Genomic DNA, 15,564 nt, shown 5'->3' on the forward strand with positions numbered 1-15,564 from the left:
TTAATTCGCTCAACGCTGCGGTTCAGGCAGCGTTAGGTAAAAAGCTCTTGCCGTCTTCCATCGCTTCAACGGCGAAGAAGGCGGCTAATGTCTGGCCGATATCGGCAAAGGTGCCGCGCTCGCCTAGTGGGCCGGGGGCAAACCCTGCGCCATGCACCATCACCGGCACGTATTCGCGGGTGTGTTCGGTGCCTTCCCAGCTGGGGTCGCAACCGTGGTCGGCGGTGAGCAGCAACAGGTCATCATCGTTGAGTGCGGCAAGCAGTTCCGGCAGACGGGCATCGAAATGCTCAAGCGCGGCGGCGTAGCCCGGCACGTCACGGCGGTGGCCGTAAACCGAATCAAAATCAACAAAGTTGGTCATGATCATGGTTGGGCGGTCGCTGGTTTCTTTCGCGGTGCGGGCTACTTCGGCGAGCGTGGCTTCCATCAGGGCGTCGTGGCCGCTGGCTTTGACCTTATGGGTAATGCCGCAATGCGCGTAAATATCCGCGATCTTGCCAATCGAGACCACTTCGCCACCTGCATCGGCCAGTTTCTGCAATACGGTGGGGCTGGGTGGCTCAACGCTGTAGTCGCGGCGGTTGCCGGTGCGGGCAAAACTGGTGCTGTCATCGCCGTTAAACGGGCGGGCAATCACACGGCCAATGTTGTAGGGCTCGAGAAGCTCGCGCACGGTTTCGCACAGCGCGTAGAGGCGCTCTAGGCCAAAGTGCTCCTCGTGGGCGGCAATCTGAAACACCGAATCTGCCGAGGTATAAACGATGGGCTTGCCGGTGGCTATGTGCTCTTCACCCAGGCGGGCGATGATCTCGGTGCCCGAAGCGTGGCAGTTGCCAATCACCCCAGTGAGGCCGGCTTCTTGCACGATGGCGTCGAGCAGTTCAAGGGGGAAGCTGTTGGTTTTATCAAGAAAATAACCCCAGTCAAAACGCACCGGTACGCCAGCAATTTCCCAGTGGCCGGAGGGAGTGTCCTTGCCGCTGGAGATCTCTTTGGCGTGGGCGTACGCACCTGTTAGCTGAGCTGGCAAGTTAACGCCTTCGGCGACGCTTCCCGTTGCATCGCGGTGGGCGTGGAACAGGCCTAGCGCCGCCATGTTGGGCAGTTTTAGGGGGCCTGAGCGCTCAGCGGTATCGGCGTTACCGCGGGCGCAGGCGGCAGCGATATGGCCCAGAGTGTCAGCACCCTGGTCGCCGAATTTATCAGCATCGGGGGCGCTACCGATCCCAAACGAATCAAGGACTAATACAATCGCACGACGCATTAGGCTTCTCCTCGGAAGGTGTCTTGAAGCAGTGTGTCCGCTGCGGCAGGCTCTTCGCTAAGGGTCATGGCGGCACGCAGCTGAGCAGCGGCACGCTTGGCCGCATCTTCACTGCGGGCGTGAACGATGGCTAACGGACGCTGGCTATCGACGCGGTCGCCAATCTCGACAATATCGCTAAAACCGACGCTGTGATCGACGCTAGCGTCGTTGCGCAGGCGGCCACCGCCTAGCTCGACCACGCTCATACCGACGGCTCGGGTGTCGATGCGCTGTACGATGCCACTCTGCTCGGGGTACACCGGCTGAATGACCGGTGCGGTGGCCAAGTAGCTATCTGAGCGTTCCATAAAGTCGGCGGGACCGCCCAGCTCGCGCACCATGCGGGCGAAGACTTCGGCTGCTGCACCCGAGGTGAGCGCTTTTTTCAGCTTAGTTAGGGCTTCTTCACGGTTGTTGACCAGTTTGCCAGCGATCAGCATTTCCACCGCCAGTTCGCGGGTGACCTGCATTACGCGGCTGTCGGCACGTTCGCCGCGCAGCAGGGCTAGGGTCTCGACGATTTCGACCGCATTACCTGCGCAGGGGGCCAACGGCTGGCTCATGTCGGTGAGCAGAGCCGTGGTTGGGGTGCCGGCTTGGGTTGCCACATTGGCGATGCTTTTGGCTAGCTCGCGGGATTTTTCCGGCGTGGGCATAAAGGCGCCGCTGCCAACCTTAACGTCCATCACTAAGGCATCTAAACCAGAGGCCAGTTTTTTACCCAGAATAGAGGCGGTAATCAGTGGAATGGACTCTACGGTGGCGGTCACATCACGCACGCCGTAAATGCGTTTATCGGCGGGGGCCAGATTGCCGGTTTGGCCGATAATCGCTACACCGGTGGATTTCACCACACTGCTAAAGCGTTCCGGCGCTGGGTAGGGGTCGTAACCGGGGATCGATTCCAGCTTGTCCAGCGTGCCGCCGGTGTGGCCAAGGCCACGACCTGAAATCATCGGCACAAAGGCGCCGCAAGCGGCGACCCAGGGGCCGAGCACCAACGACACTAAATCACCAACGCCGCCGGTAGAGTGTTTATCGACAATCGGGCCGGGCAGGTTGAGGGAGTCCCACTGCATGACATGGCCAGAGTCGCGGGTCGCCGTGGTCAGGGCGACGACTTCTTCACGGCTCATGCCGTTTAAGAACACCGCCATGGTGAAGGCGCCAATCTGGGCGTCGCTGATGCGATCATCGGCAATGCCCTGTACGAAGGCTTTGATCTCTTCCGCGGGTAGCGGCTGACTATCGCGCTTGAGGCGAATCAGTTCCTGGGGCAGGAGAGCGTGATGAGAAGCGGTAGATGACATTTAGTAGCCTCCGTTAGTAGTGGCGAGCGATGCGGTTTGTGGGGCGCCGCTTAGCGTATTCAATAAATTACCCAGCAGGCTGGAGGCACCAAACCGGAAGTGCTCAGGCGTTACCCACTGCGCGCCCATAATGTTCGTAGCAAGTGCTAGATACTCGGCGGCTTCTTCAGTGGTGCGCACGCCACCGGCGGCTTTAAACCCGACATCTTCACCGCTGGCTTTAATCGCGTTAAGCATGATCTCAGCGGCTTCCAGGGTGGCGTTTGTTTCGACCTTGCCTGTCGATGTTTTAATAAAGTCAGCGCCGCCTTCAATGGCCAGTTCACTGGCACGCTTGATAAGCGCGGGATCTTTGAGTTCGCCCGATTCAATGATGACTTTTAAGCGTGCTTGACCGGCGCAGGCGGCTTTACACATTTCGACCAGCTCTAGGCCGATTGCTTCATCGCCTGCCATCAATGCGCGGTAGGGGAAGACCACATCGACTTCATCGGCACCGGAAGCGACAGCGTCGCGGGTTTCACGGGCGGCACCCATGATGTCGTCACCACCATCTGGGAAGTTGGTAACCGTGGCAATTTTAACGTGGTCATTGAGCTTGTGAGCGGTTAGTGCACGCTGCGCGGTAACTACAAATTGCGGATAAACGCATACCGCTGCTGGGTTGCCAAAGGGTGTTTTAAGTTGCTGGCAGAGCGCTTCAATCGTGCTATCGGTGTCGCTGTCGTTCAGGCTCGTTAGATCCATGAGGGTGAGTGCTTGACGGGCAGCTTGGGTAAGTTGGGCTTGAGTGTGCTGAGAGGAGGCAGTCGCAGTCATGGAATTCTCGCAAATTAATAAAAGACAAAACGGGCCCTGCGTGAAAACAGCAGCGCCCGTTGCAAAGTGTCGTGCTTGCTGCGTTAAGCCGTGGCGCTACTCAACGCAATAAAGAAGCCTGCAATTGAGGCCGACATTAGGTTAGAGAGTGTACCGGCCAATACGGCCTTCACGCCAAAACGGGCAATCTCTTTGCGGCGTGTAGGGGCAATGCTGCCTAAGCCGCCCAACAAAATGGCAATGGATGACAGGTTGGCAAAGCCACATAGCGCAAAGGAAAGAATCGCCATGGTGTGCGGAGTCATCATTTGACCCGTGGCGGCCACCACCTGTTCCCCATCAATGTAGGGAGCCAAGTTGATAAAGGCGACAAACTCATTCACCACCAGTTTTTGACCGATAAACGAACCCGCCAGGGTGGCTTCTTCCCAAGGGACGCCAAGCAAGAAGGCAAGCGGCGCAAACAGCCAGCCAAGAATCAGTTCAAGGCTGAGTGATTCAAAGCCAAACCAACCGCCAACGCCGCCTAGAATACCGTTAATCAGGGCAATAAGCGCAATAAACGCGAGCAGCATGGCACCGACGTTGGCGGCAAGTTTCATGCCTGACGTAGCGCCCGCCGCGGCTGCATCCAAGACGTTGGCGGGTTTGTCTTCCTGCTCTTTAAGCTCTTCTTCTACTTTAGAAACGCTGTCGCTATCGGTCGCGTCTTGAGTTTCAGGCATGATGAGTTTGGCGAACAGGAGGCCGCCAGGTGCCGCCATAAACGAAGCGGCGACCAAGTATTCCATGGGAATACCCAAGGCGGCGTAGCCCGCCAGTACCGAACCAGCCACCGATGCCAGGCCACCGCACATCACTGCAAATAGCTGCGAAGGCGTCATGCGGGCGATAAATGGACGTACCACCAGCGGCGCTTCGGTTTGGCCAACAAAGATATTTGCCGTGGCAGAAAGCGATTCGGTGCGAGAAGTGCCGAGTGCTTTTTGCAGCGCGCCGCCTAAAATCCGAATGACCCACTGCATAATGCCTATGTAATAAAGCACTGCAATGAGTGATGAGAAAAAGATAATCACTGGCAGTACTTTTATGGCAAAAACAAAGCCGACGTTATCGACATCGGCTAAGCCGCCAAACAGAAAGCCGATGCCGTCATTGGCGTAGACCAATATTTGGCTAACGCCGGACGAAATGGCTTGCAGGACTGCTTGGCCAAAGGGCACATAAAGGACAAATGCACCAATACCCGCCTGGATGGCAAACGCGCCAAGCACGGTGCGCAGCCGAATTGATTTACGGTCGTAAGAGAAGATAAGTGCGATGGTTACCAGCGTAACCATGCCTACCAAGCTCATGATGAGAGTCATGTGGGTACCTTCCGAGCGTGTGAGGTGGAGCGATTACAGTAAGTTTAATTTTACTGAGTAAATCATCGCATTTTGGTAAGCGTTCGGGGTACCCAGCTTATTGTCTGAGTAGCGATACTGCACGCCAGTGGTAATTAGCTCAGAAGGATGCCACCACAAGCTAAGCGCGCCGTTGGTGCCTACGCTCCCCGCTTTATCACCTACGTAGTTTTGTTCCAGGTACTCATCGTCACGGCCAAAGGTTTGTTCATGCCAGTTGGTGACACTGAAGTTCTGGTTGAGTGCTGAGAAGTCATAACCTGCTACCCAACCCGCCATAAAGCCGTTCATGCCAGTGTAGCCGTCGCTCTGTACACGTGCTGCGCCAATAAACGGTTTGAACCATAGGCCGTTGTCGAACGTCGTGCGGTAGCCAAGGCCGAGAATTTGATCCTGCTCGCGAGCGTTGAAACCATAATCGCGGAAGTCGTACAGGTGCGCGTAGATCGATAGCGGGCTGTCGCCTAAATAAATATGCGAGGTGATTTTGCCTGCGGTACGAAAGTTGTCTTTACCACCGCTTGATTTGTCAAACTGATCGTTGGTTGGGTTCTCGAAATCGAAGAAACCGTAGAATTCGCCCCAGCTGTAACCTACGCCGCCTTCGATTTCGACAAACGTGAAGTCGCTTTTTGCTGCGTTACTAGCGGTACGCGCTTCAGTACCGTTAGACCAATCCAAGTAGTTCACCGAAACGTTGGCAAACGACCAAAGGGGCGTCGTTGGTGACGCGGGGGGGTCGTTGGCTAACGCAGGCGTAACCAGCGCAGAGCTAGCCAATAAAACGCCAGCGCCAAGCGTGACGAAAGAAGAGCGAGAAGGGTTTTGAGCAGTCATGGAAGCCTCAACAGGGTTGTTATGAGTCGTGTGGGCTGGCGTTGATGTTAAAATTATAACATTGAGTGTTATTTTTTTAACGTTGATTTGCAAGTATTACCCCATCAACGCTCTGTATATGTGATATGACTCTCAAATAGTCGAAGAGCAGCGTCTGACAGTGGAAATATAATGAGGGCTGGCTCAGCATAGGCTTTGGATACCCACTAACCGCTGATAACAAATAACGCCTGAACTTGGGATTAAAGGAGAGGTTTGCCATGAATGACCGAAGCGCTCAGCGTTTGGCAATGTTGCAAGAAGCGCTTGCCAGCGGGGGGACATTGCATTTGCGCGATGCTGCTGAGCTGTGCGGTGTTTCTGAAATGACGATCCGTCGGGACGTTACTACGCAGCCTTCGGTGATTAGCTTGTTGGGCGGTCGGTTGGTCATGGCAAACTATCCTGGTGTAACGCCGGTTTATGACTTGACTGAGCAACAGGCGAGCCATTATCAGATTAAGCACCGCCTCTGTCAGCGAGTTGCCAGCTTTATCGAAGACGGCGATACGCTATTCATTGACTGCGGTTCAACACTGATTCCTTTACTTAGTCAGTTAAGCCATTTCCGCGAGCTCACTGTGGTGACGTATGCCCTTAACGTGGCTAACTCAGTGGCCGCGTTGCCTAATGTGCGGTTAGTGCTGCTAGGGGGGCTGTTTTATGCCTCGTCACAATCGTTTGGTAGTGATGGTATGCGTGCTGCGATTGAGCGTTTAGGCATTAATAAAGCACTGATCTCTGCCGCAGGAGTGGACTGCGAACGTGGGGTTAGTTGTTTCCATTTTCATGAGGTGGCGCCAAAACAGGCTGCCATTGCGACGGCTATGCAGCGCCTGTTGATTGTTGATGCCAGCAAATTTGGTCTAGTGCGCCCAGCCTATTTTGCCGCGTTATCCGATTTCGATATTGTCGTGACCGACGATGAGCATGCACCGAAAGTACAAGATTGCCTTCCTCATGCATCACCCAGTGTGACAGTCGCTTAACATATTTTTGAGCATTCAGGGTGCGGCAAAGCGCCTCTTTCTGATTGATCCAGATCAATAGAAAATACTTTAGTCTTAGTTTATGCGCGCTTGGCGTGTGCTGGCTATGACTCGCTGCCAATCCCTTCGGTAGCGCATATTTTTCCCGGAGCAACGCATACGTACCTCACTGTTCTGGGAAAAGTATGGGGTGTTAGTTAGCGAGCTATTTAGCTGGCTATTCAGCTGGTCAAATAGCGCGCTGTTTTGGACAACTCTCTGACGAGATCACACCATGCAACGACATACCCTCTGGCGCAGGCGAGGCACATTCGTGCTCGTCATGTTGTGCCTGTTGTTAACGGGCTGCAGTTCTGCATTGTTGGATCCCAAAGGGCAGATTGGCGTTGAGCAACGCTCGCTAATACTGACCTCATTTGGGCTGATGCTAATTGTAGTTATTCCGGTGATAGTGATGACGCTGCTGTTTGGTTGGCGTTATCGGCGCAGCAATCGCAATGTTGCTAAATACCTACCCGACTGGGCGCACTCTAATGCGATTGAAGTCGCGGTATGGACAGTGCCCTGTTTAATCATCGCTGTCTTAGCGTTTCTTACCTGGAAAACCTCTCATAGTTTAGATCCCCATAAGCCCATCGAAAGCGATACCGCTGCAATGGAAATTCAAGTGGTAGCGCTGGACTGGAAATGGCTGTTCATCTACCCCGAGCAAGGCATTGCCAGTGTCAACGAGCTTGCCTTTCCTGTGGATACGCCGGTGCGTTTTCGAGTCAGCTCTGGCTCGGTGATGAATGCGTTCTTTATTCCGCGCTTAGGCAGCCAAATTTATGCCATGGCCGGTATGGATAACGATGTTCATCTAATTGCAGACGACGTCGGCGTTTATCCAGGCCGTTCCACTAATTACAGCGGTGCGGGCTTCTCAGGAATGACTTTCGATGCTCACGTTACCACCCCTGAAGACTTTGAGACGTGGGTTGAAAACGTGCGGGCTGCCAATGAAACCCTGTCCTATCCCGAACGCTATAGCGATTTAGCCAAACCGAGTGAATACCACCCGGTCGAGTACTTCTCTGAGGTGTCTCCGGCGCTTTATACGTCGATTCTGACCAGCTTTCATACCGGTGGCAGCGGGCACGGTGGTCATGGCGACCATGCTAATCACATCGAAGACGTCAGTGATACTGACGATAGCCACGGCGAGTCTGGCGAGCTAGAAAGCGCAGGCGCTACCCATCATCAGGCCGCGTTTGGCCACGTTACCAATCAGCATGCTAGTGAGGATCACGCGATGAGCGGCCATCCCACAAGCGTTGAAGCGGGGGGTTAAGCATGTTTGGAAAACTGACGTTAGAGTCGATTCCGTATCACGAACCGATCATCATGATCGTTGCCGCCATAATGGCGATTGGCGGTGCTGCGCTTATCGGCGCATTAACTTATTACCGAAAGTGGGGCTGGCTGTGGAGCGAGTGGTTTACCTCCGTTGACCACAAAAAGCTCGGTATTATGTATTTTGTGGTTGCCTTGGTGATGCTGCTACGCGGCTTTGCCGATGCCATTATGATGCGTACCCAGTTGGCTATGGCTGCTGGCGGGGCCGCGGGTTACCTCCCTCCTGAACACTATGATCAGATCTTTACCGCCCATGGCGTGATTATGATCTTTTTCGTTGCGATGCCCATGGTCATCGGCTTGATGAATCTGGTGGTGCCGCTGCAAATTGGCGCCCGCGACGTTGCTTTTCCTTTCCTGAATAACCTGAGTTTTTGGCTGTTCGCGGTGTCCGCGATTCTGGTTAATATTTCACTAGTAGTAGGAGAGTTCGCCAAAACGGGTTGGCTCGCTTATGCGCCGCTTTCGGGGATAGAGTTTAGCCCTGGTGTGGGGGTCGATTATTGGATATGGGCGTTACAAATATCCGGCATAGGTACGACGCTCACCGGGATTAATTTCTTTGTCACGATCCTGAAAATGCGCACCAAAGGCATGACCATGTTCCGCATGCCTATTTTTACCTGGACATCGCTTTGTGCCAACGTCCTGATTATTGCCTCTTTCCCGATTCTTACCGCGACTATCGCGCTGTTAACCCTAGACCGCTACTTCGGCATGCACTTCTTCACCAATGATTTTGGCGGCAATATGATGATGTACGTCAACCTCATCTGGGCCTGGGGCCATCCGGAAGTGTACATCCTGATCCTGCCAGCCTTTGGCGTGTTCTCTGAAGTGATCGCGACCTTCGCCCGCAAGCGTTTGTTTGGTTACACCACCATGGTATGGGCCACAGTGGCGATCACGCTGCTGTCGTTTATTGTCTGGTTGCACCACTTCTTCACCATGGGGGCTGGCGCTAACGTCAACGCCTTCTTCGGCATTATGACGATGATTATTGCCATTCCTACCGGGGTGAAAGTATTCAACTGGCTGTTCACTATCTTCCGCGGCAGCCTGGAACTGACCTCGCCGGTGCTATGGACCTTAGGCTTTATTATTACTTTCACCTTAGGCGGTATGACCGGCGTGATGCTGGCGCTACCCGCTGCCAACTTTGTACTGCATAACAGCCTGTTCGTGATTGCCCACTTCCACAACGTGATTATTGGTGGCGTGGTGTTTGGCATGATGGCGGGCTTAACGTACTGGTTCCCCAAAGCATTCGGTTTCACGCTTAGCGAGAAGTGGGGCAAGCGTTCATTCTGGTGCTGGTTTATTGGCTTCTATGTCGCCTTTATGCCGCTCTATGTGTTGAGCTTCTTTGGTGCGGTGCGCCGCATGCAGTCCTATGCCAACCCAGAGTGGCAGTCGTGGATGATCCTGGCCTGGGTAGGTGCCGTCATCATCATGATGGGCATTGCCTGCACCATTATTCAGTTCTGGGTGAGCATTCGTGATCGCAAGCTGAATGCCGATGTGACTGGCGACCCATGGGATGGCCGTACATTGGAGTGGTCAACTTCATCACCTGCACCGTTCTACAACTTTGCCCGTTTGCCTGAGGTTGGCGATATCGACAGTTTCTGGTCGCAAAAACAGCGTAGCAATGAGCAGTTGGATGAAGCGCCTTATACCGATATCCACATGCCTCGTAATACCGTGGCAGGGCCGATCATTAGTTTGTTTGCCCTGGTACTTGGTTTTGCACTGGTATGGCATATCTGGTGGCTAGCCGCGGTGGGTGCGCTTGGCGTAGTCATCAGCTTCCTAGCGCGTGTTTTCAACGATGATATCGACTACTACGTACCCGCCGCAGAAGTGGCGCGGATTGAGCGTGAGCACCAGCAGCGCAAAACCGCACCGCCCGCCAGTGACTCAACTGATAGTAAGCAGACAAACTATGCGGAGGCGCGAGCGTAATGGCTACCGATACTCTACATCATGGCGCAACGTCTGAGCCCCATGAACACCATGATGCCAGCGGCACCAAAGTATTTGGCTTTTGGGTCTATCTAATGAGCGATCTGGTGATCTTCGGGTCACTGTTTGCTACCTACGCCGTGCTCATGAAGGGCACGGCGGGCGGCCCGACGGCGGCAGATATTTTCGAGCTGCCTTTCGTACTAGTCGAAACCTTCTTGCTGCTATTTAGTAGCTTTACTTTCGGCATGGGCGTGTTGGCTATGAATGCTGAGCGCATTGGCCAGATAAAGGCGTGGTTAGCGATAACTTTCCTGCTGGGCGCGGCGTTTGTTGGCATGGAAGTTTATGAGTTCCAGCACTTGATTCATCAAGGGTATGGACCCGATCAGAGTGCGTTTCTCTCGTCGTTTTTCACCCTGGTGGGCACTCACGGGCTGCACGTGACCGTTGGTTTGGTATGGATTCTCGTCATGTTGGTGCAGCTTTCTACCAAAGGGCTAACACCGATGACTCGCCCCAGAATTCTGTGCCTAAGCCTATTCTGGCACTTTTTGGATATCGTCTGGATCTGTGTTTTCTCGTTCGTTTATTTAATGGGAGTGCTGTGAGATGAGCCATTCTTCATCTAATTCAACTTCTTCCCATGGCAGCGTTAAATCGTATGTGACTGGGCTTCTGCTATCTTTAGTGCTAACCGTGATTCCATTCGCGGTCGTTATGAGCGGTGCGCTAAGCATCGCCACGACGGTGGTCGTTATCGCAGTAACAGCCGTGCTGCAGATTTTGGTTCAGCTGGTCATGTTTATGCATATGAACACCAACGCCGACGAAGGGTGGAACGTGATGTCTTTCGTTTTCACGCTGACGATACTTGTCTTGGTGGTAGGGGGCTCTTTATGGATCATGCAGCATCTGCATCTCAACATGATGATCGGTTAACGGTGGTGCCTAGCCGTTGGCGTGACCTGCTCGCGCTAACAAAGCCAGGCATTATTGGCGGCAATCTCATTGCGACCTTAGGCGGTTATTTTTTAGCCGCCCACGGTACTTTTGATTGGGTCACATTTAGTACGGTCATGTTGGGTATTGCACTGGTCATTGCGTCTGGCTGCGCCTGTAATAACGTTATTGACCGTGATATTGATGCTTTGATGGCGCGTACGCGCCATCGCCCTCTGGCCAAAGGACGTATCTCTATTACTCAAGCATTAGGCGTTTCGGCGCTGCTTGGGGTAGCGGGCGTGGTGTGTTTGGCGCTGGGCACCAACGGCTTAACCGTGGCATTAGCGGTGATCGGCTGGGGCGTTTACGTTGGGGTGTACAGCCTTTATATGAAGCGGCACTCTGAATACGGCACGTTGGTGGGCAGCCTTTCTGGAGCGATGCCGCCGGTTGTTGGTTACTGTGCGGTGACGGGGCAGTTTGATAGCGGTGCTTTCATGCTACTGGTCATCTTCTGCCTTTGGCAGATGCCGCATTCGTATGCCATTGCGATTTTTCGCTATGCGGATTATCGCCGGGCATCGATTCCAGTGCTGCCGGTGGTGCATGGTATCAAACGGGCAAAACACCACATCCTGGGCTACATCGTCGCGTTTATTCCCGCGTCGCTTGCCTTGGTGCTAGCCAGTCAAGCGGGTACGGGCTACCTCTGTGTTGCATTAGCAATGGGAGGCTACTGGCTGTACTTAGCGCTGTGTGGTTTTCGACTAGGTGATGACGTGCGCTGGGCCAAAAAGGTGTTCGGTGTATCGATTCTGACGATTACCGCAATGAGCTTAGTGATGGTACTGGAAGCCATGGTGCCGATGTGGGCGTGAAGAGAACGGACTGAAAACCCTTGGCGGGGGCGCTGTAAACCCATCCCTGGCGAAAGCCCCCCGCTTCGGGTTGATTCAGCCCTTTACCATTGATAGCGGCTTCAACCTAAAACGCCCCGAGCAGTTTATTCACTGTTCGGGGCGTTTTTATTAGTGGGTACAAAGAGTGGCTAGTGGCCTAGCTTTCCCGCTGGCTCGCCTGAATCGCGGTGAGTGCGATGGTGTAAACGATATCGTCTACCAGCGCGCCACGGGAAAGATCGTTCACTGGTTTGTTCAAGCCCTGCAGCATTGGGCCAACGCTGACCACACGGGCACTACGCTGTACGGCTTTGTACGTCGTGTTGCCGGTGTTCAGGTCCGGGAAAACAAACACCGTCGCCTTGCCCGCGACAGGGGAGTCCGGTGCTTTCTGCTTGCCAACGCTATCAATGGCGGCCGCGTCGTACTGTAGCGGGCCATCGATTGCGAGGTGTGGGGCGCGCTCTTTGGCGATGCGGGTAGCTTCGCGCACTTTATCAACATCGGCACCGGTGCCAGAGTCGCCAGTGGAGTAGCTGATCATGGCGACTCGCGGTTCAATGCCAAACGCTTCTGCTGAACGAGCGCTTTGAATAGCGATTTCCGCTAGGGTTTCGGCGTCTGGGTCAGGATTAACCGCGCAATCGCCATATACCACTACCTGCTCAGGCAGCAGCATAAAGAAGATCGATGACACCTGATTATATTCCGGTGCCGTTTTGATCAACTGAAATGCTGGGCGCACCGTGTTGGCGGTGGTGTGTACTGCACCTGATACGAGGCCATCAACTTCATCTAACTGCAGCATCATGGTACCCAGCACTACATTGTCCTGGAGTTGGGCTTCAGCGGTTAGCTCGTTCAGTTTGCCGCGGCGACGCTCTACCATCGGGCTGATATAACTGGCCCGGGTGCTCTCAGGATCAATAATCGTTAGCGCATCCGGCAGCGTCAGGCCGCGATGACGGGCGACGCTTTCGATATCTTCACGCTTACCGAGCAATACACAGTCGGCAATGCCACGCCGCTGACACACAATCGCAGCTTCAATGGTGCGCGGCTCATCGCCCTCAGGCAACACAATGCGCTTCTTGGCTTGCTGGGCAAGTTTGACAAGCTGATGGCGAAACGCTGATGGGGACAAACGATGGATATAGCCACGGCTGAGCTTGGCCTTAAGCCACTCTAAATCCATGTGGGCAGCCACATAACGTGCTACCTGCTCGGCTCGTTCGAAATCGTCCATGGGGATTTCGCTGCTCAACTGGCTCAGATTTTGCGCCGTGGTCAAGCTGTCGGTTTCCACTGCCAGTACTGGTAAGCCGGTTTTTAGTGCCGGGCGGCACATTTCAATCATATTGTCGTTAGGCATGAAACCATTCGTGAGCAGCACGCCCGCTAGCTGAGTGCCATTCATGGTTGCTAAGGCAGACGCCAGCATTACGTCGTCACGGTCACCAGAGGCGACAACTAAACTGCCCGGTTTGAAAATATGCAGTGCATTGGCGGCACTTCGTGCGCACAGGCTAGTAGAAAGCACGCGACGACTGGCGGCTTCCCCTTCATTGAGCATCTTGGCATTCAGCGCTCGCGCTACATCTAAGGTGCGCGGTGCGCTTAACGTATTGCTGTAAGGCACTACGCCAATCAGGTGAAAGCTGTCTGTTGCTAGCGCTGGCGAATAGCGACGCAGTTCATTCAGTATCGGCTCTTCAAGGTGGGGCTTAATCGTGCCGGGTGCTGCAGAAAGGTCGTCTTCCTGACCATAAGGCAGGTTTTTCATGCGCATTAAAATGCCGCCAAGCGTGCGGCTGGAGCTAACGCCACCAAAGCTTCTGGCATGCATGTCCAGCTCTTCGGCAAGCTGTTGCGGCTCATTTAAATCGCCAGAGCCGACCAAAATGATTCGCGCATTAAGCGCATCTGCCAACTGAGCGTTGGTTTGGGTGGCGTAAGTAGTATGTTGGGTTGGAACAACGCCTTCTACCACGACCAAATCTAGTGCGCTGCCATCTTTATAGGCTTGCTGGGTGACCTGCTCAAAGAGCTCAATGACGTTCTCCATTAGCTCATCGGTTTGATCATCACGCAATAAGCGTTCTAGCCTTGCCTGGGAAATAGGCGACGGCGGGCGTTGATTGAGCGTGCGAGACACCAGGGCCGTTGAACGGTCAAGCCCTGGGCCGTTCAGCTCATTTTGCATAAATGGCTTTAAAAAACCGGCTTTCAAGCCGATGGTATCCAGTGCTTGAATTAACCCAAGGCATGCGGAGGTTAGCCCAGCGCCCATGCTGGTGGGTACCAGTAAGATAGCTTGGGGTTGCTCGACGGTGTTGTTCATTTAGTCGTCTCCACGCAGTGGCGGGTTTCCATGGCGATACGACCCTCTTCATCCGTAGGAATTACCCACACTTCGGGGCCATCGTGGTCGGTGTTGTCCAGCTTGCCTTCTTTGCCCCGAATAGTGGCTTCGTTAGCCACTTCATCTAAACTGAAATGGAAGTGGGGCAGTAGCGCCAGTACGTCACGGCGAACGATCGGTGAGTTTTCGCCAATGCCGCCGGTAAAAATAACGCCATCGAGTCGAGGTAAGGCGCAAGAGAGGGCGGCTAACGATTTAGCAATGCGGTAACAGAATACCTCTAGCGCCAGTTTGGCACCTTTATGGCCAGCCAGCGCTTGGTCTTCTACTTCACGCATATCATTGGTTAGGCCGGAGAGGCCCAGCAAACCACTCTGCTTGTTGAGTACGTTATCGATCTCATCCATTGACCAACCAAGCTGGCGGTGAAGGTGAGCGTGCAAGCCAGGGTCAACATCGCCGCTGCGGGTTCCCATCACCAAGCCCTCTAACGGCGTAAGTCCCATGCTGGTATCCAGGCTTTGATTGTTCCATATAGCACTAGTAGAGCAGCCGTTCCCCAAGTGAGCGGTTAACCAACCTCCTGCACCGCGGCTACTTAGTTCGCCCGCGCGCTGACTGACATACGCATGGCTAGTGCCATGGAAGCCGTAGCGACGGATGCCGTGCTCGGTGTACAAGGCTTCCGGTAGGGCATAACGGTAGGCGCGGGGCGGTAGTGTCTGGTGAAAGGCCGTATCAAACACGGCTACCTGAGGCAAGTCTGGAAAGACGTGCCGGGTGGCGGCAATGCCAGCCAAGTTAGCAGGGTTATGCAGTGGGGCGAGCGCTGCTGTGGTTTCTATTGCGGCTATAACGCTATCGTCAATCATAGCTGCCTGGGTGAAGTGTTCGCCGCCGTGAACAATGCGGTGTCCAACTGCGCTGGGTACTCGACCCTCCAGGCGCTTAAGGATAGCGCTTAGTGCTTCAGCGTGATCAGCATTGGGCAGGGCTTGGGTAAAGCTTTCACCTGCGCCGTTCTTGCCTTTTAAGCGGGCTTCGCTACTCCCTAAACGCTCTGCTATGCCAGCTAAGCGCGGTGCCTGAGGGTCAGAATCAATCAATGCATATTTGATAGAAGAAGAGCCACAGTTAATGACCAGCACCGGTGTGTTCATAACAACCTTTGTAAAGTAGTTAGCGTAAAAGAGGGGTAGACCTTAGTATAACATGCTGCGCTGCATGATATTAGCGCGGTATTGCGTTAGCCTTCACCATAAAATGTCGTCATCCTGCTGTTTAATCTA

13 protein-coding genes are annotated in these 15,564 nt (G+C 54.2%); 6 read left to right on the forward strand and 7 right to left on the reverse strand.

All coding sequences use genetic code 11. The features are described 5' to 3' along the window. Window positions 1-22 precede the first annotated feature (22 nt). From ACN06F_RS04420 to ACN06F_RS04440, 5 genes are all read right to left on the reverse strand, one after another. A complete protein-coding gene (locus tag ACN06F_RS04420; RefSeq protein ID WP_433924739.1) occupies window positions 23-1,267 on the reverse strand; it encodes a phosphopentomutase in 1,245 nt (414 codons plus the stop codon). After that, window positions 1,267-2,619 (reverse strand): thymidine phosphorylase, encoded by a 1,353-nt coding sequence (gene deoA / locus ACN06F_RS04425; protein WP_433924740.1) that lies wholly within the window; start codon window positions 2,617-2,619, stop codon window positions 1,267-1,269. Before deoA ends, ACN06F_RS04420 begins: the two co-directional genes overlap by 1 nt. Next, window positions 2,620-3,438 carry a deoxyribose-phosphate aldolase gene (gene deoC / locus ACN06F_RS04430; protein WP_193084775.1) on the reverse strand — a complete coding sequence of 273 codons (819 nt, stop codon included), beginning with the start codon at window positions 3,436-3,438 and terminating at the stop codon, window positions 2,620-2,622. An 83-nt stretch (window positions 3,439-3,521) separates the two neighbouring features. Further along, entirely contained in the window at window positions 3,522-4,805 is a 1,284-nt protein-coding gene (locus tag ACN06F_RS04435; RefSeq protein WP_089038872.1) for a NupC/NupG family nucleoside CNT transporter, read from the reverse strand. A gap of 33 nt (window positions 4,806-4,838) precedes the next feature. Further along, window positions 4,839-5,681 (reverse strand): outer membrane protein OmpK, encoded by an 843-nt coding sequence (locus ACN06F_RS04440; RefSeq protein WP_433924741.1) that lies wholly within the window; start codon window positions 5,679-5,681, stop codon window positions 4,839-4,841. 260 nt (window positions 5,682-5,941) lie between these two features. Here ACN06F_RS04440 and ACN06F_RS04445 point away from each other — a divergent pair, with 260 nt between their 5' ends. The 6 genes from ACN06F_RS04445 to cyoE all read left to right on the forward strand — a co-directional run bounded on the left by ACN06F_RS04445 (window position 5,942) and on the right by cyoE (window position 11,892). After that, window positions 5,942-6,709 (forward strand): DeoR/GlpR family DNA-binding transcription regulator, encoded by a 768-nt coding sequence (locus tag ACN06F_RS04445; protein WP_120385583.1) that lies wholly within the window; start codon window positions 5,942-5,944, stop codon window positions 6,707-6,709. Window positions 6,710-6,983: 274 nt separating this feature from the next. Beyond that, window positions 6,984-8,039 (forward strand): ubiquinol oxidase subunit II, encoded by a 1,056-nt coding sequence (gene cyoA, locus ACN06F_RS04450; protein ID WP_038482127.1) that lies wholly within the window; start codon window positions 6,984-6,986, stop codon window positions 8,037-8,039. Window positions 8,040-8,041: 2 nt separating this feature from the next. After that, on the forward strand, window positions 8,042-10,069 hold the full coding sequence (gene cyoB, locus ACN06F_RS04455) for a cytochrome o ubiquinol oxidase subunit I (protein WP_095602508.1): 2,028 nt from the start codon (window positions 8,042-8,044) through the stop codon (window positions 10,067-10,069). Then, complete coding sequence (gene cyoC / locus ACN06F_RS04460; protein ID WP_433924742.1) at window positions 10,069-10,680, forward strand: cytochrome o ubiquinol oxidase subunit III; 612 nt, start codon at window positions 10,069-10,071, stop codon at window positions 10,678-10,680. Before cyoB ends, cyoC begins: the two co-directional genes overlap by 1 nt. Window position 10,681: 1 nt before the next feature. Further along, window positions 10,682-11,011, forward strand: coding sequence for a cytochrome o ubiquinol oxidase subunit IV (gene cyoD / locus ACN06F_RS04465; RefSeq protein ID WP_083001727.1), 330 nt, complete (start codon window positions 10,682-10,684; stop codon window positions 11,009-11,011). Next, window positions 10,969-11,892, forward strand: coding sequence for a heme o synthase (gene cyoE / locus ACN06F_RS04470; protein WP_038482136.1), 924 nt, complete (start codon window positions 10,969-10,971; stop codon window positions 11,890-11,892). Before cyoD ends, cyoE begins: the two co-directional genes overlap by 43 nt. A gap of 178 nt (window positions 11,893-12,070) precedes the next feature. Here cyoE and pta read toward each other — a convergent pair whose 3' ends face one another. Further along, a complete protein-coding gene (gene pta / locus ACN06F_RS04475; RefSeq protein WP_433924743.1) occupies window positions 12,071-14,254 on the reverse strand; it encodes a phosphate acetyltransferase in 2,184 nt (727 codons plus the stop codon). Next, entirely contained in the window at window positions 14,251-15,435 is a 1,185-nt protein-coding gene (locus tag ACN06F_RS04480; protein WP_433924744.1) for an acetate/propionate family kinase, read from the reverse strand. The genes pta and ACN06F_RS04480 overlap by 4 nt, the downstream gene beginning before the upstream one ends. Window positions 15,436-15,564: the final 129 nt, after the last annotated feature.

The organism is Vreelandella sp. 21, from assembly GCF_050995515.1.
Taxonomy (GTDB): Bacteria; Pseudomonadota; Gammaproteobacteria; order Pseudomonadales; family Halomonadaceae; genus Vreelandella; species Vreelandella alkaliphila.

Coding starts and splice junctions, on each gene's coding strand:
- ACN06F_RS04420 (WP_433924739.1), bottom strand. CDS start 1,267: ATGCGTCGTGCGATTGTATTAGTCCTTGATTCGTTTGGGATCGGTAGC.
- deoA (WP_433924740.1), bottom strand. CDS start 2,619: ATGTCATCTACCGCTTCTCATCACGCTCTCCTGCCCCAGGAACTGATT.
- pta (WP_433924743.1), bottom strand. CDS start 14,254: ATGAACAACACCGTCGAGCAACCCCAAGCTATCTTACTGGTACCCACC.
- cyoB (WP_095602508.1), top strand. CDS start 8,042: ATGTTTGGAAAACTGACGTTAGAGTCGATTCCGTATCACGAACCGATC.
- ACN06F_RS04440 (WP_433924741.1), bottom strand. CDS start 5,681: ATGACTGCTCAAAACCCTTCTCGCTCTTCTTTCGTCACGCTTGGCGCT.
- cyoA (WP_038482127.1), top strand. CDS start 6,984: ATGCAACGACATACCCTCTGGCGCAGGCGAGGCACATTCGTGCTCGTC.
- cyoC (WP_433924742.1), top strand. CDS start 10,069: ATGGCTACCGATACTCTACATCATGGCGCAACGTCTGAGCCCCATGAA.
- ACN06F_RS04480 (WP_433924744.1), bottom strand. CDS start 15,435: ATGAACACACCGGTGCTGGTCATTAACTGTGGCTCTTCTTCTATCAAA.
- deoC (WP_193084775.1), bottom strand. CDS start 3,438: ATGACTGCGACTGCCTCCTCTCAGCACACTCAAGCCCAACTTACCCAA.
- cyoD (WP_083001727.1), top strand. CDS start 10,682: ATGAGCCATTCTTCATCTAATTCAACTTCTTCCCATGGCAGCGTTAAA.
- ACN06F_RS04435 (WP_089038872.1), bottom strand. CDS start 4,805: ATGACTCTCATCATGAGCTTGGTAGGCATGGTTACGCTGGTAACCATC.
- cyoE (WP_038482136.1), top strand. CDS start 10,969: ATGGATCATGCAGCATCTGCATCTCAACATGATGATCGGTTAACGGTG.
- ACN06F_RS04445 (WP_120385583.1), top strand. CDS start 5,942: ATGAATGACCGAAGCGCTCAGCGTTTGGCAATGTTGCAAGAAGCGCTT.